At 62.1% G+C, this 23,081-nt stretch carries 23 protein-coding genes; 14 read left to right on the forward strand and 9 right to left on the reverse strand.

The genetic code is table 11. The features are described 5' to 3' along the window. The first annotated feature begins 25 nt into the window (after nucleotides 1-25). Nucleotides 26-802 (forward strand): hypothetical protein, encoded by a 777-nt coding sequence (locus tag AB4Y67_RS13565; RefSeq protein ID WP_441406300.1) that lies wholly within the window; start codon nucleotides 26-28, stop codon nucleotides 800-802. A 246-nt stretch (nucleotides 803-1,048) separates the two neighbouring features. Here the strand turns inward: AB4Y67_RS13565 and AB4Y67_RS13570 are convergent, their stop codons facing one another. After that, nucleotides 1,049-1,597, reverse strand: coding sequence for a recombinase family protein (locus tag AB4Y67_RS13570; protein ID WP_441406301.1), 549 nt, complete (start codon nucleotides 1,595-1,597; stop codon nucleotides 1,049-1,051). A gap of 495 nt (nucleotides 1,598-2,092) precedes the next feature. On the opposite strand from AB4Y67_RS13570, the gene AB4Y67_RS13575 reads away from it, so the two are divergent. From AB4Y67_RS13575 to AB4Y67_RS13585, 3 genes are all read left to right on the forward strand, one after another. Continuing rightward, nucleotides 2,093-3,061, forward strand: a complete 969-nt coding sequence (locus AB4Y67_RS13575; RefSeq protein ID WP_441406302.1) for a HamA C-terminal domain-containing protein — start codon at nucleotides 2,093-2,095, stop codon at nucleotides 3,059-3,061. Between the two features lie 8 nt (nucleotides 3,062-3,069). Then, the gene (locus AB4Y67_RS13580) at nucleotides 3,070-5,643 is read left to right on the forward strand and encodes a DEAD/DEAH box helicase (RefSeq protein WP_441406303.1); all 2,574 of its coding nucleotides are present in this window, start codon (nucleotides 3,070-3,072) and stop codon (nucleotides 5,641-5,643) included. A 105-nt stretch (nucleotides 5,644-5,748) separates the two neighbouring features. After that, nucleotides 5,749-6,060, forward strand: coding sequence for a histone-like nucleoid-structuring protein Lsr2 (locus tag AB4Y67_RS13585; RefSeq protein WP_441406304.1), 312 nt, complete (start codon nucleotides 5,749-5,751; stop codon nucleotides 6,058-6,060). 176 nt (nucleotides 6,061-6,236) lie between these two features. On the opposite strand, the gene AB4Y67_RS13590 is transcribed toward AB4Y67_RS13585, so the two are convergent. The 8 genes from AB4Y67_RS13590 to AB4Y67_RS13625 form a co-directional block, all read right to left on the reverse strand. Beyond that, on the reverse strand, nucleotides 6,237-6,515 hold the full coding sequence (locus AB4Y67_RS13590; protein ID WP_168223089.1) for a ParB family protein: 279 nt from the start codon (nucleotides 6,513-6,515) through the stop codon (nucleotides 6,237-6,239). 86 nt (nucleotides 6,516-6,601) lie between these two features. Next, a complete protein-coding gene (locus AB4Y67_RS13595; protein WP_441406305.1) occupies nucleotides 6,602-7,516 on the reverse strand; it encodes a ParA family protein in 915 nt (304 codons plus the stop codon). Further along, nucleotides 7,516-7,737, reverse strand: a complete 222-nt coding sequence (locus AB4Y67_RS13600) for a hypothetical protein (RefSeq protein ID WP_441406306.1) — start codon at nucleotides 7,735-7,737, stop codon at nucleotides 7,516-7,518. The genes AB4Y67_RS13595 and AB4Y67_RS13600 overlap by 1 nt, the downstream gene beginning before the upstream one ends. Nucleotides 7,738-7,759: 22 nt before the next feature. Next, nucleotides 7,760-9,292 (reverse strand): hypothetical protein, encoded by a 1,533-nt coding sequence (locus tag AB4Y67_RS13605; protein ID WP_441406307.1) that lies wholly within the window; start codon nucleotides 9,290-9,292, stop codon nucleotides 7,760-7,762. A gap of 458 nt (nucleotides 9,293-9,750) precedes the next feature. After that, the gene (locus AB4Y67_RS13610; RefSeq protein WP_354149624.1) at nucleotides 9,751-9,954 is read right to left on the reverse strand and encodes a hypothetical protein; all 204 of its coding nucleotides are present in this window, start codon (nucleotides 9,952-9,954) and stop codon (nucleotides 9,751-9,753) included. A 209-nt stretch (nucleotides 9,955-10,163) separates the two neighbouring features. Then, entirely contained in the window at nucleotides 10,164-10,472 is a 309-nt protein-coding gene (locus AB4Y67_RS13615) for a hypothetical protein (RefSeq protein ID WP_441406308.1), read from the reverse strand. 13 nt (nucleotides 10,473-10,485) lie between these two features. Next, nucleotides 10,486-11,250, reverse strand: coding sequence for a hypothetical protein (locus AB4Y67_RS13620; protein ID WP_441406309.1), 765 nt, complete (start codon nucleotides 11,248-11,250; stop codon nucleotides 10,486-10,488). Continuing rightward, the gene (locus AB4Y67_RS13625) at nucleotides 11,247-11,840 is read right to left on the reverse strand and encodes a hypothetical protein (protein ID WP_123256258.1); all 594 of its coding nucleotides are present in this window, start codon (nucleotides 11,838-11,840) and stop codon (nucleotides 11,247-11,249) included. The genes AB4Y67_RS13620 and AB4Y67_RS13625 overlap by 4 nt, the downstream gene beginning before the upstream one ends. 354 nt (nucleotides 11,841-12,194) lie before the next feature. Between AB4Y67_RS13625 and AB4Y67_RS13630 the strand changes: the two genes are divergently transcribed. The 10 genes from AB4Y67_RS13630 to AB4Y67_RS13675 are packed head-to-tail and all read left to right on the forward strand — an operon-like array spanning nucleotide 12,195 to nucleotide 23,080. Continuing rightward, entirely contained in the window at nucleotides 12,195-13,262 is a 1,068-nt protein-coding gene (locus AB4Y67_RS13630) for a CHAP domain-containing protein (RefSeq protein WP_441406345.1), read from the forward strand. Beyond that, nucleotides 13,259-13,774, forward strand: coding sequence for a hypothetical protein (locus tag AB4Y67_RS13635; RefSeq protein WP_441406310.1), 516 nt, complete (start codon nucleotides 13,259-13,261; stop codon nucleotides 13,772-13,774). The genes AB4Y67_RS13630 and AB4Y67_RS13635 overlap by 4 nt, the downstream gene beginning before the upstream one ends. A gap of 39 nt (nucleotides 13,775-13,813) precedes the next feature. Beyond that, on the forward strand, nucleotides 13,814-15,286 hold the full coding sequence (locus AB4Y67_RS13640; protein ID WP_441406311.1) for a chromosome partitioning protein ParA: 1,473 nt from the start codon (nucleotides 13,814-13,816) through the stop codon (nucleotides 15,284-15,286). A 33-nt stretch (nucleotides 15,287-15,319) separates the two neighbouring features. Continuing rightward, nucleotides 15,320-15,931 (forward strand): DUF6668 family protein, encoded by a 612-nt coding sequence (locus tag AB4Y67_RS13645; RefSeq protein ID WP_441406312.1) that lies wholly within the window; start codon nucleotides 15,320-15,322, stop codon nucleotides 15,929-15,931. A gap of 11 nt (nucleotides 15,932-15,942) precedes the next feature. After that, a complete protein-coding gene (locus tag AB4Y67_RS13650) occupies nucleotides 15,943-16,212 on the forward strand; it encodes a hypothetical protein (RefSeq protein ID WP_441406313.1) in 270 nt (89 codons plus the stop codon). 27 nt (nucleotides 16,213-16,239) lie between these two features. Then, the gene (locus tag AB4Y67_RS13655; protein WP_441406314.1) at nucleotides 16,240-16,980 is read left to right on the forward strand and encodes a hypothetical protein; all 741 of its coding nucleotides are present in this window, start codon (nucleotides 16,240-16,242) and stop codon (nucleotides 16,978-16,980) included. After that, nucleotides 16,977-18,221 (forward strand): hypothetical protein, encoded by a 1,245-nt coding sequence (locus AB4Y67_RS13660; RefSeq protein ID WP_441406315.1) that lies wholly within the window; start codon nucleotides 16,977-16,979, stop codon nucleotides 18,219-18,221. The genes AB4Y67_RS13655 and AB4Y67_RS13660 overlap by 4 nt, the downstream gene beginning before the upstream one ends. Next, entirely contained in the window at nucleotides 18,208-19,716 is a 1,509-nt protein-coding gene (locus AB4Y67_RS13665; RefSeq protein WP_441406316.1) for an SCO6880 family protein, read from the forward strand. The genes AB4Y67_RS13660 and AB4Y67_RS13665 overlap by 14 nt, the downstream gene beginning before the upstream one ends. Beyond that, a complete protein-coding gene (locus AB4Y67_RS13670) occupies nucleotides 19,716-21,314 on the forward strand; it encodes an ATP/GTP-binding protein (protein WP_441406317.1) in 1,599 nt (532 codons plus the stop codon). The genes AB4Y67_RS13665 and AB4Y67_RS13670 overlap by 1 nt, the downstream gene beginning before the upstream one ends. Continuing rightward, nucleotides 21,311-23,080, forward strand: a complete 1,770-nt coding sequence (locus AB4Y67_RS13675) for a type IV secretory system conjugative DNA transfer family protein (RefSeq protein WP_441406318.1) — start codon at nucleotides 21,311-21,313, stop codon at nucleotides 23,078-23,080. The genes AB4Y67_RS13670 and AB4Y67_RS13675 overlap by 4 nt, the downstream gene beginning before the upstream one ends. The last annotated feature ends 1 nt before the right edge of the window (nucleotide 23,081 follow it).

Raw genomic sequence — 23,081 nt, forward strand, 5'->3', positions numbered from 1 at the left:
CGGGGGCACATGAAAGTGTAGGTGCATGATGTTCGAAACCGACCAGTCCAGGGTCCCTAGGGCCTACGTCGCGCTTGCGTATGACCACCTCCACGAGGACCGCGATAAGGACTTGATGGCCACCATCGCATGGTGCCTGGACCACGCGAGCGGTGACGCCAGTTCCGTAGGGATTCAGACTGGCCGTAAAGATGACCTCGAAGACGAACCCCTCCTCAGGGACTTCATCGCGTCGGGCGCCAAGGTTTACTCGGACTTCCGAGGGAAACTTGGTGCCCTGCCATCCGGGCCAGTCCTGCTGTACCGCCCCCTTCCACAGCATTTGTGGGAGGTAGAGACCAAAAGATCCTCCGCAGCCGTGGCCGCGTTCGAGATTGCCGGCCCAGAGCACTACCTGCAGAGCGTTGGAACGGAAGGCATGGTTGGCTGCCAGCCTTGGGTCACGGCCTTTAATCCAGTGCACCTCGGCGGCCCCGCCATCAGGGTCAAGGAACCAATCATCAATGATCCCGTTGTAGCCGCTGCCCTGGATACTTTCACTGATCTCATCAATTCCTCGACAGGCTTGACCGACAGCCGGGATCGCTCGACAGTACTGGAAGGACTCACCAAACTGCGAAAAGCAGGTCATCTTTTTGATCCGGAGGATCTTCTGGCCGGGGCGCTTATGCGCAATTGGCGTGGGGATGCAGCCGTGCAGCTCAAGGTCTTCGCATCGRAAATCAACGCAGGCAAACGGAAACAATTCACGGAACGGATGCGTCCCAACATCGTTGAGATCTGGCGCAGTGAAGTCCACTAGACCTCATTGAGCCTGGGCAGAGGCGGTAGTTGCACCGGCAGAGGGGCCACTACCCCCCTGCTTGCCTGTGGGCTCGTGATACCTACCTAGCCCAGGCGCGGCTCGTTGCTCTATCAGAGGGCCTGGGGTGGGTGTGTACAGCGATTCACCATCGGGGGCGTGCGATCAATGGCCCGCCAGTTCTGCCGAAGGATTGCACTCTATTTCTCGGCCTTGGTAAGTGGTAGACCATGTTCTCCTTGCGGCCTAGAGAAGGTATCGGTAGACAGTGGCGCGGGAGACTCCAAGCATCTTGCCGATGTCGGAGGCGCTGATCCCTTTGCCTTTAAGTTCCTTGGCCCGGGCAGCGGCAGCGTCGTCTATTTTCCGGGGCCTTCCCCCTTGGCGGTTGTTGGCCGCGGCCGCGGCAAGGCCGGCCCTGGTGCGTTCGATCATCGTGTCGCGCTCCAGCTGCGCAAATGCCGCCATGATCGTCAGCATGGCGGTGCCCATGGGTCCGGTTGTGTCGAGTCCTTCGGTGAGGGATCGGAAGCCGGCCCCCCTCTCCCGAATGTTCTCGATGATGTCCAGGACGTGACGGGTGTTGCGACCCAAACGGTCGAGCTTCCAGACGGTCAGTACGTCGCCGGTCTCCAGCCGGTCCAAGGCTTTGGACAACTGAGGGCGTTCGACCGTGGATCCGCTGACCCCATTGTCAGCGAAGGTCCGAGCTGCGCCTGCGGACTTGAGCGCAGTGAGCTGCAGATCAAGGTTCTGTTCCGCGGTCGACACCCTCGCGTAACCAATAACAGCCACGTCCGACCCACCATTCTCTTTATCCCGATCAAATTGCAATTCTGAGACTATCTGTTGTTGGACGGCATTCTGAGACTGTGGAAGGGTGTGTCGAACCCCGAAATCCTCGGTGGTCCTCACGCGCCCCGGCAAGCCGCACCACCGTCTCAGTAATCGATCGTTTGTGAGACTGAGGTGTGTCAAAGATGTGGGAGGGTGCCTGGCAGTGCGGTGGTGTCTCCGCAATGGCCTGAACCAGGTTCCATCAAGTTCGGCCTGAGTCCGAATCTGTTCTAAGCCTATGCTTGGAGCTTCTCAGGACAATGGGCGACCAAAATTGGACATCAATTACAAGTATCATTCGCTAAGAGCGTTGCTTTAGCAGTCGCCGCGTGGACTACCCTGCAGTTGGGGTTGAGGGGAATTGACGACAATGATGCACGGTTCTTGCATGGCGGATGCTCCACTTGGACTGCGAAAATCCGAGAATTCTAGCGGATGGACGGTTGAGCTCGGATGACGGGCACGCTCTCCGACGAAGACCTCGCACGCGCCTTAACTCACATGGCTCGGGACAACCCGGACCTGTTCGCATCCACGCTGCACCATGGCACGCCAACGCTGCTCCCAGACACAAAAACCACAATACGGACTCACTACGTTATGAGCGACGCTTCGGGGAACGTTCGGGTTTCACAACTGGCTGAGGTCCTCGCTGACCAGATTGTCTTCTTCTGTATGCCGCGCTCGGACATCAAGGAGATGAACGAACTTCCGGAAAATCAGAGAATACCTGCTAATAATCTTCTGTACCGCCGGGCCAAACAGACCTTTGCCAAAGCCCAGCCCCTGACAGGCGAAGGTTCCGAACTTCTACTCTTTGCTCTTCTCGAAAATATTCTCCGTGTCCCTCAAATCATGACAAAGATGTCCTTGAAAACGAGTGAGAACGTGCACGTCCACGGTGCGGACGCGGTCCACGCTGCGCTCGTTGAAAATGGAAACCTCGCGCTCTACTGGGGTGAAGCCAAGATGTACGACAAAATCGGAGCCGCACTGACATCGTGCTTCGACAGTCTCGAACCATACCTCCGAATGGATTGGGATGTCATACGCCGAGACCTGTTCCTGATCACGCACTTTTTGGATGCCGCCGACGACGCTGTGAAGCTTCGGCTACTACAGTTCTTTGATCAATCCAACGCAGCTTCGGTGAAGGTGGAAGCGCGCGGAGCGTGCGTCATAGGGTTCAGCCTGGATGACTACCCCACACTTCCGCATGAATTGGCAAGAGTGGAGTCCGCGATCAACGAAAGCCTTGCGAATTGGGCTAAGAATGTCGGGGCCAAGCTCAAAGCCAGGAGCCTAGAGCATATTGAAATTGAGGTCTTTTTGGTGCCAGTGCCATCCGCGCAAGGCTTCCGCAATACGATCCTTTCAACTCTCGACATTCCCTTGCCTGCAGAGAAGGCCCAAAAGAAGTGACAAGCGTCGTGAACTTCGTCGAAGAAGTCCTGTCCCTTCCGGGCTTTCGAAAATCTCTCACCAGCGCAGCCGTGCTCACACTCCGACAGGAATTAGGCATGGTGACCGGAGGGCCACACGTCGAACCCGTCGACTGGAACTTCGCTCTAATGTGCGCCAGTGCACTTACGGCTTACGAAGAGGAAGCCGCCAACGAGGCGGTCTTGCGTGTTGCCCAATCTTGTCTCCTTGCAGGAAACATGGCGACGGCCGAGCAGAAGACGGCGGCCGTATTGCTTTTGGAGCGTGAGGGTAACGTTCGGGCCAAAGAGCTTGCCGGCGCGAAGGGAATCGCGGATTTGACGGCGCTAGACAGTGCTCCTCTAGACCTGAGATTGGACGCCGGAGCGCGCGTCTCGCAGCTAACTGTGGACTCCTCTGACGACTCGTTTGTGCTGAACACTTTTCAGAAGGAGTTCTGGGATAAGGCGCAGGAGCCCGGATGGCTGAGCATCTCGGCACCGACGTCGGCCGGCAAGTCCTTCATCGTTCGGACTTGGATCAAGGAACGCCACACACGTAACCCGGACATAAAGATTGTTTACCTTGCACCGACTCGCGCGTTGATCGAGGAAGTCAGCACTGGCCTCCGCGCTGAACTAGGTCCGTCAGTCACGATACAAACCCTTCCCTGGAATCTTCAGAGTGCCACTTCAACAATGCCATCGGTCTTTGTATTCACTCAGGAGAGACTGCACATTCACTTAACTAGCAATTCCGATTTTATTCCGGATTTTCTATTCGTGGATGAAGCTCAAAACTTGGGGAGTAACTCACGAGGGATTCTGCTCTCACAGGTCATTTCAGAATGCGCCAGCAGAAATCCAGCGGCTCAGGTAATATTTGCAAGCCCTCTTTCCGAAAATCCTGAGATCCTAGTGGAGTCCGCAACGGGGAGCGTACCTGGCAGGCATATCATCGGCGAATCTGTGACTGTTACGCAGAATCTCATCTACGTGAACCAGGTTCCCCGCAAGGGGAAACAGTATCTTCTGCGCACAAGGTACAGGGGTCAGGAACATGACCTCGGAACCGTTGAGTTGCCCGATGTCCCATCTGCAGGTCAGAAACTACCATATCTGGCGCATGCGCTCGGAGGCGATGGTGGAAATCTCATCTACGCCAACGGCCCTGCAGAAGCTGAATCTTTCGCCAGACAAATTTACGGCCTACTTGGACCTGCTACGGATAGTTCGTCGGATGAACTAGCGGATCTCAGTGAGTTCATTCGGGAAACAATTCACGAGAAGTACCTCCTAGCGTCTTACGTTCTCCGTGGGGTTGCGTTCCACTATGGTGACATACCCCTCAGCCTCAAGCTCCGCATTGAAGAGCAGTTCAAAAAGGGAAATATTAAGTACCTGGCCTGCACTTCTACATTGCTGGAAGGCGTTAACCTCCCATGCCGTAATATTTTTGTCAGAAATCCTAAGAAGGGGGTTTCCAATGACATGTCAACTGCTGATTTCTGGAACTTGGCTGGTAGAGCTGGTCGGTGGGGAACAGAGTTTCAAGGGAACATATTCTGCGTCGATACCGATAAGCCGAATGTGTGGAAAAGCGTTCCCACGGATCGCGTCCGGATGCCAATCAGTGTCACTGCAAAATCTATGTTAGAAGCGCCGAGCGCAGTAATCGAATACATAGAGGACGGTGGTCCAAAAACTGGCAAAAGGACGAAATTTTCACAAGAGACGGAGTCGACCCTAAGCTTCATAACTTCCGAAGCAATTCGTGGGCGGAGCATCCGCCAAATCCCTGGACTGGACACGAGCGCCAGCGACACCGGCGATCTAGACACGTTGGTTGCCCACATGTTGGAAAACATCTCCGTGGACCATGAGGTCGTCGCACGTCACTTTGGGGTGAGCCCACTGTCCATGGAGCGATTGCGAAAAGCGATCGAATCGGCCGATCTCGCGAGCATCCAACTCGTCGACCCAAGAGCTGATGATGCCTTTGAGTCGTATAGAGACGCCTTGGCGGTTATCGATGAGCACTTAGGAGGGCCTTTTGGGAATGGTGACTATCGCCTCTCCGTGGCCAATCTTCTAATTCATTGGATGCGTGGTCGGCCATTGCGAACCATTATCGAGGGCCGAGCAAAGTACCAACGAGACCGCAAGATGGAGGTGAACTACCCAACCCTGATCCGAACTGTTCTGGGCCAGGTCGAGAAGATAGCCCGTTTCGAGGCCCCTAAGTACCTCTCTTGCTACTCGGACATCGTTGGGTCGGAAGCTGCCAGACGCGGTACTGACGTCCCGGATCTCATGGACGACATACGTCTCATGCTTGAGCTCGGGGTGACAAGGCGTACGGAGATGTCCCTCATAGCCAACGGATTGTCCCGTGGTTCGGCAGTCCAGATCGGCCAGCTCTTCCAACAGCATGATTTGGACGAAGCGGCGGTCCTGGGTCTGCTTCTTTCCCACGATTTCGAGGTCGAGAATCTTCCAGCCTTCGTGCACAAGGAGGTTCGTTCGCTTGTGGAACGACTGACCGTATCTATGTCCCAGGGCTCAACTCCACCGGCCGGTTAGCCCCCGGCGAGAAAAAATGACACCTCTGAACTCCTTGGCGTTCCCTCGGCCTTCGTTAGTAGCGAACAGTCATCCGGCGCGATTACAAAGCCCTAAGCTTTTCTTATGGCACAAAGAGTAGTAACCCTTTTAGAAGATGACTTCGACGGCTCCAAGGCAAGTGAGACACTTTCGTTTGCCCTTGACGGCGTCGAATACGCAATCGATCTCAATGATGCTCATGCAGGCGAATTGCGTGAAGCATTCAGCCGTTACACCAAGGCCGCCCGAAAGACTGGCGGGCGGGCACGGACAACTCGTCCAGCTTCATCCAATGCCCGCGAGGTCCGGCTTTGGGCGGCCGAACAAGGCTTGCCAGTCAATACCCGCGGCCGTATCCAGGCTGAAATCATGGAACAGTACGAAGCCTCGCACTGAGGGCAGACCCCCAGCCTCGGAGTTCAGCCGTGTGGATAGCGGCTGGGTCAAGCACAGAATCCCATCTGAGATACTCGTACTCTCGTCCGCCGCCGCTCACATGCCGTTGGCGGCGGTGCGGCCATGCATACTGTGTTCTCCCGGCGGGCGGCCGCCTCAACGATCAGGCCGTGCTCTCAGCCATCTTTGAGTCGCCTACCGCCGGGAAGATTTTCACCCCATGACGGGTACATGGCACCGTCATTGTGTTCGGCTTCGCGGCGCGCCGTCTCTGCTTCTATGGCTTTCGCCACGAAGTGGCTCCAGGTGTTATCCCCTTCGGCGTAGCTGGTCGCCCGGTAGGCGGCCCGGGCCCGGTTTCGCAACGCAGCTGGGATACTCACCGTCATGTTCGCTGTTTCGGTTTCTTTGGGTTCTGCCTTCTTTGGTGTCTCTGGCCGGTGTCCGGGGAGCATCCGTGCCAGCGGCGCCTCGGCGGCCGGCGCTGCTGTGCGTCGCGGGGGCAACCCGAGTGCGGGTCGGCTGGGTGTCGGTTCGGCACTCACGCGTTGATCTCCTGTGATTCTGCGACGGCGATGCGACGGGTTACTTCCATGGCGACTGCATGGAGGTCTTCGGCCACGCTGGAAGCCGACTTTGGGCCGGCATTGCCGGCCTTCGCTTCACCTCGCAGGACTTCCCACCACTTCGGTCCCTTGCTGAGCTCCCGCTCGAGCTCGTGAGCCAGCAATCCACGCTCACGGCACGCCTGGGCCGTAGCCTCCGCGTGGCGGATGCTCATCGGGAATAACACTTCGTCTGTGCCAAAATCGGCGGTGAGGTGGTCGCGGGTGACCTTGTGAACCTGCTTGGAATTCGTACCGGTACCGACGAGGACGACGCCCAGAAGGTCCAGAGAGGGATTGAGGCCAACAACGCTGTCCATGCGTGCCGCAACGGCAGCGACACCCTTACGGCTGGACATATCAGTCTTCAGCGGTACCAGTGCGTAGCGGGCGGCCGCTACCGCAGCAGCCTGCAGGGGCTCATTTCCGGGCGGGCAGTCGAGTAGGACCAGATCGTACTCCCCCGCGACGCTGGCAAGCAGTTTGGCCAGCGCCAGCTGCGCAGCGTCACGATCCTTCTGGGCTTTGGCTCCAAGGAATGCCGCAGCATCGTCAAGATGGGGTCCACCGGCAATGACATCCAGGTTGGGTCGGACGCTGGTCAGCAGGTCGGGCTCTCCCCCGAAACACAGCGAAGCCGCCAGGCTTCTACCGCCGTCACCCTGGTCGGCGTAGCCGAGATCCTCTGCAAGGTTTCCTTGAGGGTCGAGATCCACGAGGAGCACACGCGATCCGCCCTCAGCGAGGAGTCCGCCTACGTTGGCCACCAAGCTGGTCTTGAAGACCCCGCCTTTGCCGTTGATTACCGCGATAACGCGGCTTAAGGCACCGCGGTCCAGATCGTGTTTCATCAAATCCCCTTCCAGAGTGATCCCAGCGTAGCCAGTAACACCGGCTTTACTTGTGAAGCTTGTTTCCGTGTCTTCGCTTTTTTCACTTGTGAAACCGGCGAAGCAAGCAAACACTTACCAACTTGCTTTGCCGGATTTACTGGGTTTCCTGTCTTCGCTTTTTTCACTTGTGAAACCGGCGAAGCAAGCAAACACTTACCAACGTGATCTGTTGGATCCATATGGTCTACCAACGCCGGCGCTTTACGCAGCTCGCCACAACGTCCCGATCAAGTCCTGTTCGGTTTCTGAGGGAGGGATCCAGTAGAGGTCGGAGTCAGGTTCGTCCACTTCGTGTTCAGCAAGTTCGGGCGCGAGGTTCCTGTCCAACCAGGCGTGCCAGGCTGCGCGTTGCTTTCGGTGGGTACTGATCTGCTCGGCGGCGTCGTCAAGTGCACCGAGCCGCCGGGCCAGGGCTGTCAGACTGGTCCCGGCCGTGATGCTCCATTGCCCGTGCCGGCGTTCGATCATGTTGTAGCTGCTCATGGCGGCAAGTGCCGTTTCGACGGCTGTGCGGCTGAGGCCTGTGAACCGAACGACTGCTGCTGTGGTGGGGGAGAGACGTCCGCGTTCGATGGCTTCGTAGACGAGGGCAGCGACGTCGCCCAGGGCACGAAATACAGGGCGGATGCCATGGATCTTTCCGCTGCGCCAGGAGAGCTCCCGGGCAAGTTCTTCGAACTGCTGGGGGAGTTGGATCACGTAGGTATCGGCGTTGCGGCCGCGGGCATCGGCAATTTTGGTCAGGATGCCGTCTGAGGCTTGTTCCAGCATCGGGAGCAGCCTGGAGACGGTGCCGTGGTGTTTGCCCAATGCAGTGGCGAAGGTGCGGCAGCCTACGTCCAGCAGGTCGGTTTCCATAGTTCGCATGTAGCCGAGTACTGCGCGAAGCAGCAGGCGCAGGCTGAGGCCTTCGCGGCCGCGTTCTTTGAGTCTGTGATCCAGGACTGCGTAGAGGACATTTTCAAGATCATTTACGAGCTGGTGTGCACCAGCTTTGCTGCTGGTTCTGCTGGCCCCCCCTGTGGGTACTGGGGGGCTTGTGTCGTTAATACGGGCATTCCTTCTGCCGGCTCGCGGGGTTCCCGGTTTTTGGATCCAGCGGCGGGCCTCGGCCCACTCTTTATCGAGGAGGCGTTCCTGTCGGTCGGCGTCGGTGTAGAGGGCTGCGAGGCCGGGAAACTGGCCCCCCAGTTCGAGACGGACCTGATCCAGGGTCCAGCCACAGGAGGCGAAGTGGTTCAGCACCGCCATGCGGGCTTCTGACGGGCTGGCGTACCTGGCGGTGTCGTACAGGCCGGTGCGGGCCGCCAGGCGCAGTGGGGACTGGCTTCCGCCAAAGGGGACCGGACTGACACCGCTCGCCGTCGCCGGGGCTGACATCTTGGCGGCGCGGGCCTTTAGCTCGCGTGCACGTTTGAGCTCCGGTGCCAGATGGCGTCGGAGGGCCGCGACAGCGTGGACAGGGTTGCGGCGTCGCAGCACGTCGTATGCCTCGTTCAGGGGCGTGACGAGTATCTGGTGGCCGCCGCGTTTGTGGGCACTTCCCGGGACCCGGATACAGCCGTCGGTGACGTTCTGGTGCGGGCTGGGGTCAAGGCTGGCTGCTATCAGTGCGAGGGCTTCGATCAACTCACGAGCCGCTGGGGCTTCCATGCGCTCGGCCAGAGGAATGTAGAGGTGGCGTCCGCCGCTGGGGGAGTAGTCCGCGATGTAGCGGATACCGCAGCCTTCCAAGATGCCCCCGAGGTGTCGGGCATCGTCGTCGACGACGCCCTGAAGCGCTTTGGAAGTGTCCAGGTCAAGGCAGAGAGTCGCAACGGAGCCATCTGCTCCGTGAATGGGAACGGCCGCCGGCTGTTTCGGCAGGGAAGCGGTGATCCGGGGAGGGTTTAGCGGCCGCGGATACTGGAATCGCCCGCCGATCCATCGTCCCGGGCGGTAAGTCGGTGCTCCAGCGATTAAGGGAGCGAGAGCCCATGCCATAGCGGGCGTGACTTGACGCGCGGATTGCAGCGCGTCAGTTATTGACGGCAGGGTCGCGACAGGTACCATAGACAACAGCTAGTCCTTTCGGGGTATAGCAAATGGAGCGCCCCTCGCGGGGAGCTTGTTAAGTTCAGATCGTTGTCCGCCAAGATTCGGATCTGAACGTCATACTTTTTGAAGGCCCGCCTAGTGCGGGCCTTCAGTCTTTAACTGGCCTTAGCGATAGGCAGGGACTCCTGGCCTTCTAGGGCATCAAGGTCGATGGTGCTTAGGTGCTCGTGCAACAGCCGCGCGAGCAGCTCGGAGCGGCTCTCAGAGGTTATTTCGACAACCCTGGTGAGCTTTATGGCATCCGCGCGCGGAATCTTGGATGTGACGGTCAGACGATCGCCCTTATGCATCTGTGCCATGGATCCTCCTAAGTTTTGTGTACCGAGCACCAGCCAATATCAATCAGATTGCCTTAAGTGGGATATTGGCGTCGTGTCGCGACAATATCCGCGGAACCCGTCATGGGACGCCGTGGCCGCCATCGACCGGGCGGGCAATCAAGAAAGTCATGACTCAAATATGTCACAACCTCGCAAAATTTTAGATATGGGGCGTTTGTCGGCGCGGTTCAGCGCTTCCAGGCCCGTCGAACGATGGCTTCGACGTCAGCAGCATCGGCATATGCGCTGCCGCCGGCGTTCCGTGCGCCACGGAACAGGTTCCTGGTTGCCAGGAGTGAGCGGAAGTACTGTCCGCGGCGGTCGATTCGTCGGGCCTGGACGCCGAGGAATCTTGCGGCTTCCCGTCGGTTCATCCCGGCGGCGATGCAGATTTTCACTGCTTCGAAGATGACCCGGTATGCGGCTTCGTTTTCATTGTTGACCTCGGCGAGGATGCGTTTGACGGCCTGTTGGGCATCTTGCGGCGTGGGGTCCATGAGGCAGCCTTTTCTAGTCGATGGAGAGGGCTGAGCCGAGCTCAGTCTGTGCAGCGCGGTTTTTCCGGGCGTAGGCGAAGAGTGCCAGGCCGATCACTACGAAGGCCGTGGAGATATAGGAAACGACCATGAAAAGGTAGGTGGCGTCGCCGGTCGCGCTTAGCTCGACCGGATAGGTGAAGGCGCGTACCAGTGACAGCGCAAAGCCGGCAGCGATCAGTCCGGACGCGATCCGGCCGATTCTCAGTGGATTCTTACGGGAGTCCTCGAAGGCGGGCTTGATGAGGGGGAAGACGATGTAGGCGACGTAGGCCAGCACGAGCCATGTATTCAGGCGCACGCTCGGCTGAGCAGCGTAGTCCAGCAGCTGCGGTGACGGGTTTGGGGCTTTGGTCGCCAGGAGGGTGCCCAGCAGGCCCGTAGCGACGATACCGAGCATGGCCGCTCCCGGCGCCCCGACAGTCCACCGGCGGGCGAACGGTGAGGCGTAGGTAGTGCTGAGGTGCCCGCCCAGGAACGCGACGGCGACGAGGGCGAAGTATTTGGAGATCAGGTCGGTGCCGTTGGTGAGCGGCACGAGTGCTTCCACGCCCATGTAGACCGGGGGCAGGAGCAGGAGATAGGCGAGAGTCAGGAGGATGCCCGACAGGGCGATGCTGCTGGCTTTCCCCTGCAGTGCGTGCTGGTGTCCCAGCACGGGAGTGTTGATGCGTTTGAAGGTCAGGCTGCCCAGAAGAATAAGCATCAAACTTACCGGGACGACGGTGAGCGGGTTCATCCCAGGAGTTCCGTCATTTTCTCCGCGTATTCGCGGGCTTCCTTCCGCTGCTTCACCCGCCGCTGCAGTAGATGAATCCGGGCAGAAATGGCCTCGACCAAAACATCGTCGGAAACTTCCAGCAGCTCATCCTCGCGAGCCCTGATCTGCCAGCCGCCTTCGGCCGGCGTGATCAATTCCGTCACCACAAGTCCGGTGGCGAACGAGCCTCCACCTGCTCGTGAGGCTGCAATCGCCAAAGACGGGTTCAGCTTGTTTTCGGTGAGTTGGGTGGCGATGTAGGTAAGCGCCATGCCTGTTTCCTGGGACATTTGCTGGCGAATGTCCCCCGGGTCGATGGAGTCGATCCAAGTCCGGACTGAGCCGTCATGCGGGAAGGGGATGAGGTCGATTCCCTTGCGGAGCTCGCGGGGATAGTGCTTCTTGGACGTGCGGAACTGTAGCTCGGCCATGAGGTCGGCGTGATGGACCTGGCTCAAGATCTCGGCGGAGGACGGTTCTATGGGCCGGGTCTTGATGACCTGGTACGGACTGAAGACGCTGAGCGCGTCGATGACGTTCATTCCGGTGGCCCTGGCGATGGCAATCACGGTGGACTCTGCAACGTTTCCGCGCCTGAGCTGGTTGTTTAGAGTGCCCCGATTTATACCGGTCAACGCACTCAGCGCAGTCGGGGAGGGGCTGAGGGATCGCCCTTCCAACCACTCCCGAAATTCGGCGGCTGAGACAGGCACGGACACTCCTTAGACAAAGGGCATGAGACAAGCGCGGGTGATCAATACCTGTTAGGATTGAACCAATAATTAAACAAACTCAGATAATTCAAACCTTGTATTAATCCATCGTAGCTTCTGGGATCGAGTTTAGCCGGGGCCCGCCTACGATCCATGACCGCAAGGCAGTACCAGCACACAAGCGCAGGGGGAAGCGTGAAGCCGTCCAAGATGCTCAGCACCGGAGCCGCCGTAGCGGTACCCGTGGTGCTGACCGGTCTGGTCTTCTCCATGCTGCTGTTGCTGGCCCCCGCCAAACCTGCGGCGGCCGACTGCGGGCCGGCGGTTTCCGTCGTCATCGACGGCACCACCAAGGTTGAGGGGTATACGCAGGAACAGCTGCAGAATGCCGCAGCCATCATGGGTGCCGGGAAGGCACAGGACTTGTCGGTCAACGGGCAGATGATCAGCGTAATGGTGGCCCTGGGGGAGTCGGGGTTGCGGGTGCTCGATACCGGCGACGGTGCAGGCCCGGACTCACGCGGGTTGTTCCAGCAGCGCGACAACGGCGCGTGGGGTTCCTATGCAGACCGCATGAACCCCACCACGAGCGCAACCAACTTCATCAAAGCACTGAAAGGCGTGGCCGGCTGGGAGCTGTTGGAACCGACCATTGCCGGCAACAGGGTCCAGCGCAACGCCGACCCGTACCACTACCAGAGGTACTGGCCCGAGGCCGTCAAACTCGTCCAGGCGCTCTCGAACTCGAAGTTCTCCCTGCAGGGCAGCGACTGCGCCATCCCGGGACAGCCGGGCGCGGGGGATGACTACCCGTGGAAGAACTCCCCGACCTGGTTGCAGGTCGGGGCAAACTCGGCCAGCACCTCACCTCTCGGCATGTACTACCGCGAGTGCGTGGACTTCGCCCTGTGGCGGGTGAACCAGCAGATGGGTTCAACCAGCGCACCGTTCAAGTTCCTCAACGGCTCCTTCCGCCCGGACGGGCAGGGCCTCGGCTCTGCCCTGACCTGGAAGGCCGGCTGGGACGCCAAGGGCTGGGCCTCCGGCAGCACACCCCGGGCCGGTGTCGTTGTTTGGTACGCGCCCGGCGCCGGGGGAGCGGACCCGAGCTTCGGCCACGTCGCGGTGGTCAAGGAAGTCAAGGACAACGGGACCTACGTCGAAGAGGGCTACAACGGCAACCCGGCCCCGGCGGACCACAGCTACTACACCCGGACAGTGACCAACACTGTCCCCTCCGCTTTCCTGTACCTGCCCACCCAAGAGGAGAAGAAGTGAAAAAGCCCTTGACCCTTCTCGCCGTGGCGCTGCTCTGCGTGTCCTGCGCACCGGTGGCGAACACGACGCCGGCACCGGTGGCATCAACCAGCCAGCCCGCAGCGTCCGCGCCGGTCTCACTGAGCGCCAACAGCGGACCCCAGGCGCCCGGGGGTACCGTCCCGGCCACCATCGGCATCACCTGGGATCAGGCCAGCAAGGACACCGCGGTGGAAGTGGCAGGGAAGGCCATGGCGGACTTCGCCCGCCCCATGGTGGAGGAAAAGCAGTGGGCTAATGACCTCGCCCGGTGGCTGACCCCGCAGGCCACCGCTGACTACTCGGCAGTGGACCCGGCCAACATCCCGGCAAGCCGCGTCACCGGCCCCGCCACCCTGAACGTCGATGAAGCCAACGGCTTCGGCGTCATGGCAGCGGTCCCCACCAACGCCGGGACCTACACGGTGCAGCTGCTCCGCTCGGGCAAGGACGCCCCGTGGAAGGTCAACCGGCTCACCCCGCCTTCGTCCTAAACGCCGCCCCTCCATCCCACACACGTAAGGAAGAAGCTCATGGGTACTACACCAACCGAAGTCATGGCCTTTCCCAACATCAGGGCCATCGTCCGCGACAACGGCACCGCCGAGGTCGTCGTCGCGGGCAACTCTCGCATCGTCCCCGCCGGAGACTCCGTGCAGGAACTCCGCAACAACGCCCTGGCCCTCATCGTCGGCGAAGCGCAGACCCTCCAGCGCCCCGTACGGGTCCGCATCGAGGATCCCGAGGGCCACGGCGAACTCATCGTCCACCCGGACAACAAGATTGAATCTGTCTCCTACGAGCCAACTCCGGCCCGCCGCCGGGCAGAAGCCCCCGAAACCACACCCAAGGCAGTCGTCCCGGCGATCATTGAGACCGTCCCTGCACAGGCGCCCGTGGCCACTCCAGCAGAATCCGCGCTAGCTCCTGCCCCTGCAGCACAGGTGGACGCCCAGCCGTGGCCACCAGCCCCCGTCGCAGCCGATACCGTTCCGGTGCCGGCCAACCCGGAACCGCAGACAGCTGTCGGTGTTGAGGAAGCTGCGCCGACGCGGCGCAGCCTGAAGGAAACCTCGTTCCTGGTCAGCGCCCCGGTGCTGGAACCTGCCACCCAAGGCTGGCGCGGAACCCTCACGCGCCTGGGACTGCGGATGGACCCCTCAGAGGAAGAACTCACCGAACGCGAGGACATCCGCACGGTCAGCCAGCACTGGCCCGGCCCCCGGACCATTGCAGTCGTCAACCGCAAGGGCGGGGCCAACAAGACCCCCACCGTGGTCATGCTCTCAGCCATCCTCGCCCGCTACAGCGGCGCCGCCACGGTCGCGTGGGATAACAACGAGTCCCAGGGCACCCTCGGCTGGCGGACGGAAAAAGGCTCCCACGACCGCAGCGTCCTGGACCTGATCGACGCCTCAACAGAACTGCTCTCCCCGTCAACAAACGCGGCCGAAATCGCCAAGTTCGTCCATCACCAGACCGCCGACAAATTCGACGTCCTGCGCTCGGACGAAAACGAAGAAGGGGACCACGAAGTCACCGCCGAGGAAGTCGACATCGCCCACCAGGTCCTCACCCGCTATTACCGGCTCGTGGTCATGGACTCCGGCAACACCGCCCGGGCCGCGAACTGGCGCCGGATGATCGACCACACCAACCAGCTCGTCGTCCCCGTCACCGCCATCGAGGACCGCGCAGAAGCCGCCCGACTGACGCTGCAGACCCTGGAATCCCGTGGCGGCCACGACGCGGAACTGGCCCGCAACGCCGTTGTCATCGTCTCTGAGTCCACCGACGCCAAGCGCAGCATGAGCGGGGATGCCCTAAAGCGGGCCAAGGACGAAGCGCAGCGGATCGCTGACGGCTTCGCCCCGTTCGTCCGCGCCGTTGTCCGGATTCCTTACGATCCGGCCCTGGTCAACGGCCCCATCCGCTACGAAGCCCTCCAGCCCGCCACCCAGCGGGCATGGCTCGCGGCCGCGGCCGCCGTCGCCGCCGGCTTCTAAACCACCCACCACCGAACTTCGAGAGGAGGAACCATGCAGCAGTCCCTGAACCCCTGGATCACCCGCCCGGCCACCGCCGACGGCGCGGAGACAGCAACCCCGGAGGCGCACGTGCCGCCGCCGGCCGTGATCAGTGAGCCGCTGCGGGGAATGGTTGAACCGGACGCCGCAGACCGTCTTGGCCGCCGCACCGTCGCAGGCTCCGCCGCGCTGTGGGTCACCGGCGCCCACGGAGGGTCCGGTGAAAGCCGCATCGCTGACCTGATCGGCGGGGCACGGGCGACCGGTCACTGCTGGCCCGTTCTCCAGGACGGCAGCAAGCCCCGGGTGCTGCTGGTCTGCCGTGCAGACATGCGCGGCCTGACAGCTGCACAGAGCGCCCTAACGCAGTGGGCATCAGGCGCGGCACCTGCGGTTGATCTGCTCGGTCTCGCCGTCCTGGCGGACGCACCGGGGAAGACTCCCAAACCCTTGCGTGACTTCGCCGCCATCGTCGGCGGGGGCGCACCCCGGCTCTGGACCCTGCCCTGGGTCGAAGCCTGGCGGCATGGAGACTCCGCCCCGCCGCCGGCCCGCGAATACCAACGCTTCATCACTGACTTGGCCGCCCTGGCTAGCAACACCACACCCGGCACCACGCACTGAAAGGTCTCACCATGAACTCCATCTCCGCAATTGCAGCGAGCTTCATCCCCAACCCCACCCCGGTTGTCCCGGCACAGGCGGGTGGCCTGCTCACGATCCTGAACTGGGCCTCCGGCATCGGACTGGTCCTTGGCGTCCTGGGAGTCATCATCGTGGGCATTGGCATGGTCATCCAGCTCCAGCGCGGCGAGGGAGCCCAAGCCATCGGCAAGCTCGGCTGGGTCCTGATGGGCTGCATCATCATCACCGGCGCCGCCGGCATCGTTCGCGCCTTCGTCTAAGCCAGCACCAACAACGGGAGGTTCACCATGAGCCAGTCAACAGAGAGCACCACCGAAAGCAATCCGTTCACCAAACCCGGTTTCATCATCGCTGCCGCGCTGGTGGTCGCGCTGATTGCAGCAGCCGTCGTCATCTTCCTGCTCCCCAAAGGACAGGACACCGCCCAGCCGGCACCGGCTCCGGCGAAATCCAGCAACTCGGCTACAGCCAGCCCCAGCGCTTCGGCCACAGCAGAAAAGAGTATCTGTGGCCTGCCTTCCTCCTCGGAGTCATCGCTGGGAGCGGCACCCAAGACGAAGTGGGAACTCGTCGGAACAATGGCCGCACCAACCGACCCGAAAATAGGCCCCGGAAAAACGGACGGTCAGGGCATCCGGTCGTGCTTCGCTCACACACCAACAGGGGCGCTGTACGCGGCCGTCAACCTTTGGGCGTTGGGCATCGACCCCTCCAAAGAACGAGCTATCGCAGAGCAGCTTGCAGCCAAAGGACCCGGCCGTGACGCAGGGATGAAGACGCCCGCGACTGCGGCGCCTGCCTCGGCCGTGAAGATCCAGATAGCGGGATTCAACGTCTCATACACGGCAAATCAGGCCGTTGTGGAACTGGCATTCAAGGCGGACACCGGAGCGCTTGCTTCGGTGCGGACGACTCTGCTTTGGCAGGACGGGGATTGGAAGGGCGTCGTTGCCGACAATGGCGCGCCTTTGGAGGAGCCTCGGCAAGTCCGTGACCTCTCGGGGTTCATCCCCTGGAGCGGGGCATGAGGCCTGCCTGGAACCCGGCAGGGGACTGGCTTTCAGCGCTTGCTGATGACGCCATGGGAAATATGGCGAAGGCCATCATGGAGGGCATGAGTCAGATGGTGACGACTCTGTCGACCTTTTGGGTGTCAATGCCCACGGTGAATCTGGCCAGCTCCGACGGTGCGACGCCGATTCCCATCGTCTCCATGGTGAACAGCGAATTGATGCTCTGGACTCTGACGCTGGCTGTCCTCGCGGTCATTCTCGGTGGCATCCGGATGATCTGGGAACAACGCGGGGCACCACTGAAGGATCTGCTCCGGTCGCTCATCACACTGGCTTTAGTCTCGGGGCTTGGTCTGGGGGTCATCTCCATTCTGGTGATCGCCGCGGATGCTTTCTCGGCAGCCATCATCGACCGATCCACGGACGGTAAGGGCTTTGCCGAGTCGATGAGCCTCCTGGTCGTGTCCGGCCAGACAGGGATCGGCGTGTTCATCCTCATCGTCCTGGGATTGATCGGTCTGATTGCCTCCCTCGTCCAGATCGTTCTGATGGTGGTCCGCAGCGGCATGTTGGTGATCCTGGCAGGCATCCTGCCCACCACCGCGGCCTTCACCAACACCGAGATGGGGAGGCAGTGGTTCCAGAAAGCAGTTGGCTGGACTATCGCGTTCATCCTCTACAAACCTGCGGCCGCCATCGTTTACTCGGTCGCATTCCTCCTCATGGGTAACAACAGTGGGAAGGATTCATTGATCACTTCCATCACGGGCTTCACGTTGATGATCGTCGCTCTGTTCGCTTTGCCGGCGCTGATGCGTTTCGTGACGCCAATGGTCGGAGCCGTCGCCTCCGGCGGGGGAGCGGGAGCAGGCGCCGCCGTCGGGGCCATGGCCACAGGCGCCGTGTCCATGGGCCGCAGCGGGAGCGGTAAGGGCAATGCCGCCCCGACACCGGCAAGTACACAAAGCAACCAGTCAGGCGCATCGCCGAAGGGCAGCAATGGAACGCCTGGCCCGAAGGGAAATGGCGGCCAGCCGACGCCCGGGGCCACCAGCGCCATGGCCGGCACAGCAGGCACTACCGGCGCCGGGGCAGGAGCTGCTGCCGGTGGCGGTGCCGCGGCAGGTGCGGCCAAGGCCGCCGGCCCGGCCGGCATGGCCGTCGCCGTAGGAGCACAAGCAGCGTCCAAGGTTTCTCAGGCCGCACAACAGACCGCGCAGGATTCAACCGGGGAGGGCCCCAGTGGCAGCAATTAATACCGAATACAAGGAACCGTCCTACGGCAACTGGCGCGTCCCGCGCTCTGCCGGGCTGGGCAACCTCGGAGCTATCGGCACCGGCATTGTCATGGCCGGGTTGCTCCTGGGCATCATCACCTTCGCCTTTCTTGGCCTGTTCCCGGGCCTTGCAGTCCTGGCCGTGGCCGGGGCCAGCGCTCTGCTGCTAACGGTCAAAGACAAGCACGGCCAGTCCGTTGTTGACCGTTTCGGAACACGGATGAGCTTCCGTCTCTCCAAGTCCTCCGGAACGAATCTCTACCGTTCCGGCCCCCTCGGTGTCACGGAGTGGGGCATGTACCAGCTGCCCGGACTTGCGGCGAAGTCCACCCTGTACGAATTCACCGACTCCTACAAGCGCCCGTTCGCACTGCTGCATGTGCCTTCCACCAGCCACTACACCGTGATCTTCTCCACCGAACCCGACGGTGCGTCCCTGGTGGACCCGGAACAGGTCGATGCGTGGGTGGCGAACTGGGGCGGCTGGCTCGCCGGCCTCGGAGATGAAGCGGGCCTGGACGCCGCCGCCGTAACGGTCGAAACCGCACCGGATTCCGGCTACCGGCTCCGCAACGAGGTCACCATGAACATCGACCCGAACGCCCCGGATTTTGCCAAGAACGTGCTCAACGAGGTCATCAACACGTATCCGGAAGGTTCGGCCACGGTCCGTGCCTGGGCATCCCTGTCCTTCAACGCCTCCCTGCGGGCCGGATCGAAGAAGCGCACACCCGAAGACGTGGCCCGGGACCTCGCGTCCCGGATCCCCGGGCTGTCGGCCCGGCTGCAGTCCACCGGCGCCGGGATCGCCCGGCCCATGTCCGCGCAGGAACTCTGCGAGGTCGTCCGGATCGCCTACGATCCGCCCGCTGCCCTGATCATTGACGAAGCTCACGCCGCCGGCTCCCCGGTGTCCCTGACCTGGGGCGAAGTTGGACCCTCCGCGACGCAGGCGAGCTGGGATGACTACCGGCACGACAGCGCGTTCTCAGTCTCATGGACCATGACAGGTGCCCCGCGCGGTTCGGTGAACTCCTCGGTCCTGTCCCGGCTGCTGGCCCCGCACGGGGACATTGACCGCAAGCGGATCTCGCTGCTGTACCGCCCGATGGATTCGGCCCGTGCCGCGGCCGTCGTGGAGCGGGACCAGAACAACGCCAACGTCCGCATCACCTCCGGAAACCGCCCGTCCGCCCGCGCCCTGGTCGATGCCCGCTCCGCCGTGCAGACCGCGCAGGAGGAAGCCCAGGGCGCCGGGCTGGTGAACTTCGGCATGGTCGTCACAGCCACCGTGACCGACAAGGAACGCCTCGCCGATGCCGTGGCCGCCGTGGAACAGACCTCCGGCACCGCCCGGGTGCTACTGCGCCGGGCCTACGGCACCCAGGACACCGCGTTCGCCGCGTCCCTGCCCCTCGGGCTGGTCCTTCCCAAACACAGCCTCCTGCCCTCCGAAATCAAGGACGCCCTGTAATGGCCCGCATGAAACTCTTCACCCGCCCTGCCAGGAAAGCTGCAGCACCGGTCAAAGCCGCACCGAAGAAGAAGGCCGAGAAGGAAACCCGCCAGCCCGGCCCATCTGCCCGGGGCTGGACCGGACGCGGCGGCGGCATGGCCCAGCTCGTCCCATCCGTGAAGGAATACCGGGGAACCACAGTCCAGGTCTGCGGGCTGTGGCCGTTTTCCTCCGGGGCATCCTCGCCCATGATCGGCGTCCCGCTCGGACGCCATGAGGAAACCCAGGCCACGGTCTGCTGCGACCCAATCAGCTGGTTCCAGCGCGCACGCCTGATTTCCAACCCTTCCGCGTTCATCCTGGGCAAGCCCGGGCTGGGAAAGTCCACCGTGGTACGCCGGATGTTCATCGGACTCTCCGCACAGGGCGTCCACCCGCTGATCCTGGGGGACCTCAAAGGCGAGCACGTCAAAGCGGTCCAGGCACTCGGCGGCCAGGTCATCAAGCTCGGCCGCGGCGTCGGCTACCTGAACATCCTCGATCCCGGCCAGGCCGTCGAAGCCGCGCAGCTGCTCGAAGACAGCAGCCACCATGAGGACGCCGCCCGGGTCCGCGCCGACGCGCACGGCCGGCGCCTGACCATGGTCGTCTCCCTGATCACCATCAGCCGAAACAACCCACCCACCGATCAGGAACAGACGATCCTGGACCGTGCCCTGCGGGTCCTCGATGACCGGTTCGACGGCGTCCCGGTCCTGAAAGACCTGCTCGACGTGATCATCTCCGCACCCGATGAGCTGCGCCAGGTTGCACTGGACCGCGGCGACATGAACGTCTACCTGCAGGAAACCCGCGCACTGGAAGCAACCCTGCTCGGGCTGACCGGAGGCGGGAAGCTCGGAGAAATCTTCTCCCGGCACACCACCAACCCCATGATGCGCGACCGCGCCGTCGTCTTCGATGTCTCCAGCATTGACGAGACCGAAACCGACCTCCAAGCTGCAATTCTGCTCGCGTGCTGGTCCTACGGATTCGGCACCGTCAACGTCGCCAACGCCCTCGCGGACGCCGGTCTGGAACCGCGCCGGAACTACTTCGTCGTCCTGGACGAGCTGTGGCGGGCGCTGCGCGCCGGTAAAGGCATGGTCGACCGGGTGGACGCCCTGACCCGTTTGAACCGCTCCGTGGGTGTCGGTCAGATCATGATTTCCCACACCATGTCCGACCTGCTGGCGCTCCCGGCGGAAGAAGACCGGATGAAAGCCCGCGGGTTCGTGGAACGCTCCGGCATGGTGATCTGCGGCGGCCTGCCGGCCTCAGAGATGCCGCTGCTGACCTCAGCCATTCCACTCTCCCGCCAGGAGCAGCAGAAGCTCATCTCCTGGCAGGACCCGCCCGCCTGGGACTCCCGCGGCCTCGACGTCGAACCTCCCGGACGCGGGAAGTTCCTGATCAAGGTCGGCGGCCGTCCCGGCATCCCCGTCCTGGTGGGCCTGACGTCCCTTGAACAGGGCCCGGATGGAGTCAACGACACCGAGGGGAAGTGGCGTGAAACCCCGGAAACCCTCCTCGAGCCAATGACCCCTGACGTACCCCTTGAAGGAGGCACGCTGTGAGCGCACCGAACCGTAAAGGAATGGGTCTCGGCGATGCCCTGCTGGTCTGGATGGCCATCGGCTTCATCGTCGTCTTCGGCGGCGGGACCTACGCGGCCGCCCACCTGGGATCCTGGATGGCCGGCATCGACTCACCCCCCAAACATCCGATTGATCTGGTCGCCGGGCTCATCAAGGGCCGGGTCCCCTGGCCCGTCCAGTCCACCGTCGCCGCCGCCCTCATGGCCGGCCTGGTCCTGATCCTAGCCATCGTCGTGCTCGTGGCCTGGAAGAAGGGTGCATCCAAGCGTGCCCGCGTCGATAAGGCCGCACAGTACCTGGGCCGCGGTAAATCCCTGGCCGCGTTCTCCGAGAAAGGCGCCAAGGCCACGGCCGAGCGGCTCGGCGTGACAGGCACCCCGGGCATCGTCGTCGGCAAGGTTGTCTCCACCGGCCAGACGTTCATTCAGTCCTGGGAAGACCTCAGCCTCGACATCTGGGGCCCCCGTACCGGTAAGTCGACCTCGCGGGTCATACCCGCGATCCTGGACGCACCCGGAGCTGTGGTCTCCACCTCGAACAAACGCGACGTCGTGGACGGCACCCGCGGCGTCCGCGAAGCCACCGGCCCTGTGTGGGTGTTCGATCCGCAGAAGATCGCCCAGGAGGAACCGGACTGGTGGTGGAACCCGCTCTCCTACGTCACCGACGAAGAGAAGGCCTACAAGCTCACCCAGCACTTCTCGGTCGGTTCACGGGTCCCTGGGTCCAAGCCGGATGCCTACTTCGACCCCAAAGCCGAAGACATCCTCTCCTCCTACTTCCTCGCAGCCGCGCTGGGAGAACTGCCCATCACACAGGTCTACCTGTGGGTGACGGAGCAGGTCAGCCAGGAACCCATCGAAATCCTCAAAGAGCATGGCTACGAGCTGCAGTACAAGGGCCTGGAGTCCACGCTAAAGCTTGCCGACAAGCAACGCGACGGTATCTTCGGCACCGCCGAGAAGATGATCCAGTGCCTCAAGTCCAGGAACACCCTGCGCTGGGTCACCCCGACAGGTGGCGCGACGGTAGCCACAGATGCCCGCCGGCAGTTCAACCCCCACGACTTCGCCTCCTCACAGCAGACGATCTACATCCTCTCCAAAGAAGGGGCCGGCTCCGCCGCCCCGCTCACCACAGCGCTGACGGTGGCGATCGCTGAGGCAATGGAGGAACGGGCCGAACGCAGCGGCGGCCGCCTGCCCAAACCCGCACTGTTCGCCCTCGATGAGCTGGCCAACGTCGTCCGCTGGGCAGCCCTGCCGGACCAGTTCAGCCACTACGGCTCCAAGGGCCTGATCGTCATGGGCATCCTGCAGTCCTGGTCCCAGGGCGTCGAACTCTGGGGAGAGGCGAACATGCGGAAAATCTGGTCAGCCGCGAACGTCAAGGTCTACGGCGGCGGCGTCGCCGAAGAAGGCTTCCTCCGCGCACTCTCGGACCTGATCGGAGACTACAGCTACACCAACATCTCCGTCACCTCCGGGAAGTCCGGCTCCAGCCGCTCCCGCCAGGAAGGCAAGGAACGCATCTTCGACGTCTCCAACCTCGCCGAACTCGACCGCGGCCGCGCCGTCGTCCTCGCCTCCGGCGCACCCGCCACACTGGTCCGGACCATGCCCTGGTACACCAGCCCGCACAAGGAAGCCGTAGAGGAGTCCATCAAGACCTACAGCCCCCGCCCCGAAGAACCGGCCGTGCTCTTTGCAGCGGAGCCTGCGGTCAATCCCTGGGTCACGACGTAGG

Source organism: Arthrobacter sp. YAF17, assembly GCF_052113365.1.
Lineage (GTDB): Bacteria > Actinomycetota > Actinomycetes > Actinomycetales > Micrococcaceae > Arthrobacter.

What these genes read in the sequence shown, in the direction of transcription:
- AB4Y67_RS13575 (WP_441406302.1), top strand. Translation starts at nt 2,093, where the DNA reads ATGACGGGCACGCTCTCCGACGAAGACCTCGCACGCGCCTTAACTCAC.
- AB4Y67_RS13585 (WP_441406304.1), top strand. Translation starts at nt 5,749, where the DNA reads ATGGCACAAAGAGTAGTAACCCTTTTAGAAGATGACTTCGACGGCTCC.
- AB4Y67_RS13590 (WP_168223089.1), bottom strand. Translation starts at nt 6,515, where the DNA reads ATGCTCCCCGGACACCGGCCAGAGACACCAAAGAAGGCAGAACCCAAA.
- AB4Y67_RS13595 (WP_441406305.1), bottom strand. Translation starts at nt 7,516, where the DNA reads ATGAAACACGATCTGGACCGCGGTGCCTTAAGCCGCGTTATCGCGGTA.
- AB4Y67_RS13600 (WP_441406306.1), bottom strand. Translation starts at nt 7,737, where the DNA reads ATGGATCCAACAGATCACGTTGGTAAGTGTTTGCTTGCTTCGCCGGTT.
- AB4Y67_RS13610 (WP_354149624.1), bottom strand. Translation starts at nt 9,954, where the DNA reads ATGGCACAGATGCATAAGGGCGATCGTCTGACCGTCACATCCAAGATT.
- AB4Y67_RS13615 (WP_441406308.1), bottom strand. Translation starts at nt 10,472, where the DNA reads ATGGACCCCACGCCGCAAGATGCCCAACAGGCCGTCAAACGCATCCTC.
- AB4Y67_RS13620 (WP_441406309.1), bottom strand. Translation starts at nt 11,250, where the DNA reads ATGAACCCGCTCACCGTCGTCCCGGTAAGTTTGATGCTTATTCTTCTG.
- AB4Y67_RS13630 (WP_441406345.1), top strand. Translation starts at nt 12,195, where the DNA reads ATGCTCAGCACCGGAGCCGCCGTAGCGGTACCCGTGGTGCTGACCGGT.
- AB4Y67_RS13640 (WP_441406311.1), top strand. Translation starts at nt 13,814, where the DNA reads ATGGGTACTACACCAACCGAAGTCATGGCCTTTCCCAACATCAGGGCC.
- AB4Y67_RS13645 (WP_441406312.1), top strand. Translation starts at nt 15,320, where the DNA reads ATGCAGCAGTCCCTGAACCCCTGGATCACCCGCCCGGCCACCGCCGAC.
- AB4Y67_RS13650 (WP_441406313.1), top strand. Translation starts at nt 15,943, where the DNA reads ATGAACTCCATCTCCGCAATTGCAGCGAGCTTCATCCCCAACCCCACC.
- AB4Y67_RS13655 (WP_441406314.1), top strand. Translation starts at nt 16,240, where the DNA reads ATGAGCCAGTCAACAGAGAGCACCACCGAAAGCAATCCGTTCACCAAA.
- AB4Y67_RS13660 (WP_441406315.1), top strand. Translation starts at nt 16,977, where the DNA reads ATGAGGCCTGCCTGGAACCCGGCAGGGGACTGGCTTTCAGCGCTTGCT.
- AB4Y67_RS13670 (WP_441406317.1), top strand. Translation starts at nt 19,716, where the DNA reads ATGGCCCGCATGAAACTCTTCACCCGCCCTGCCAGGAAAGCTGCAGCA.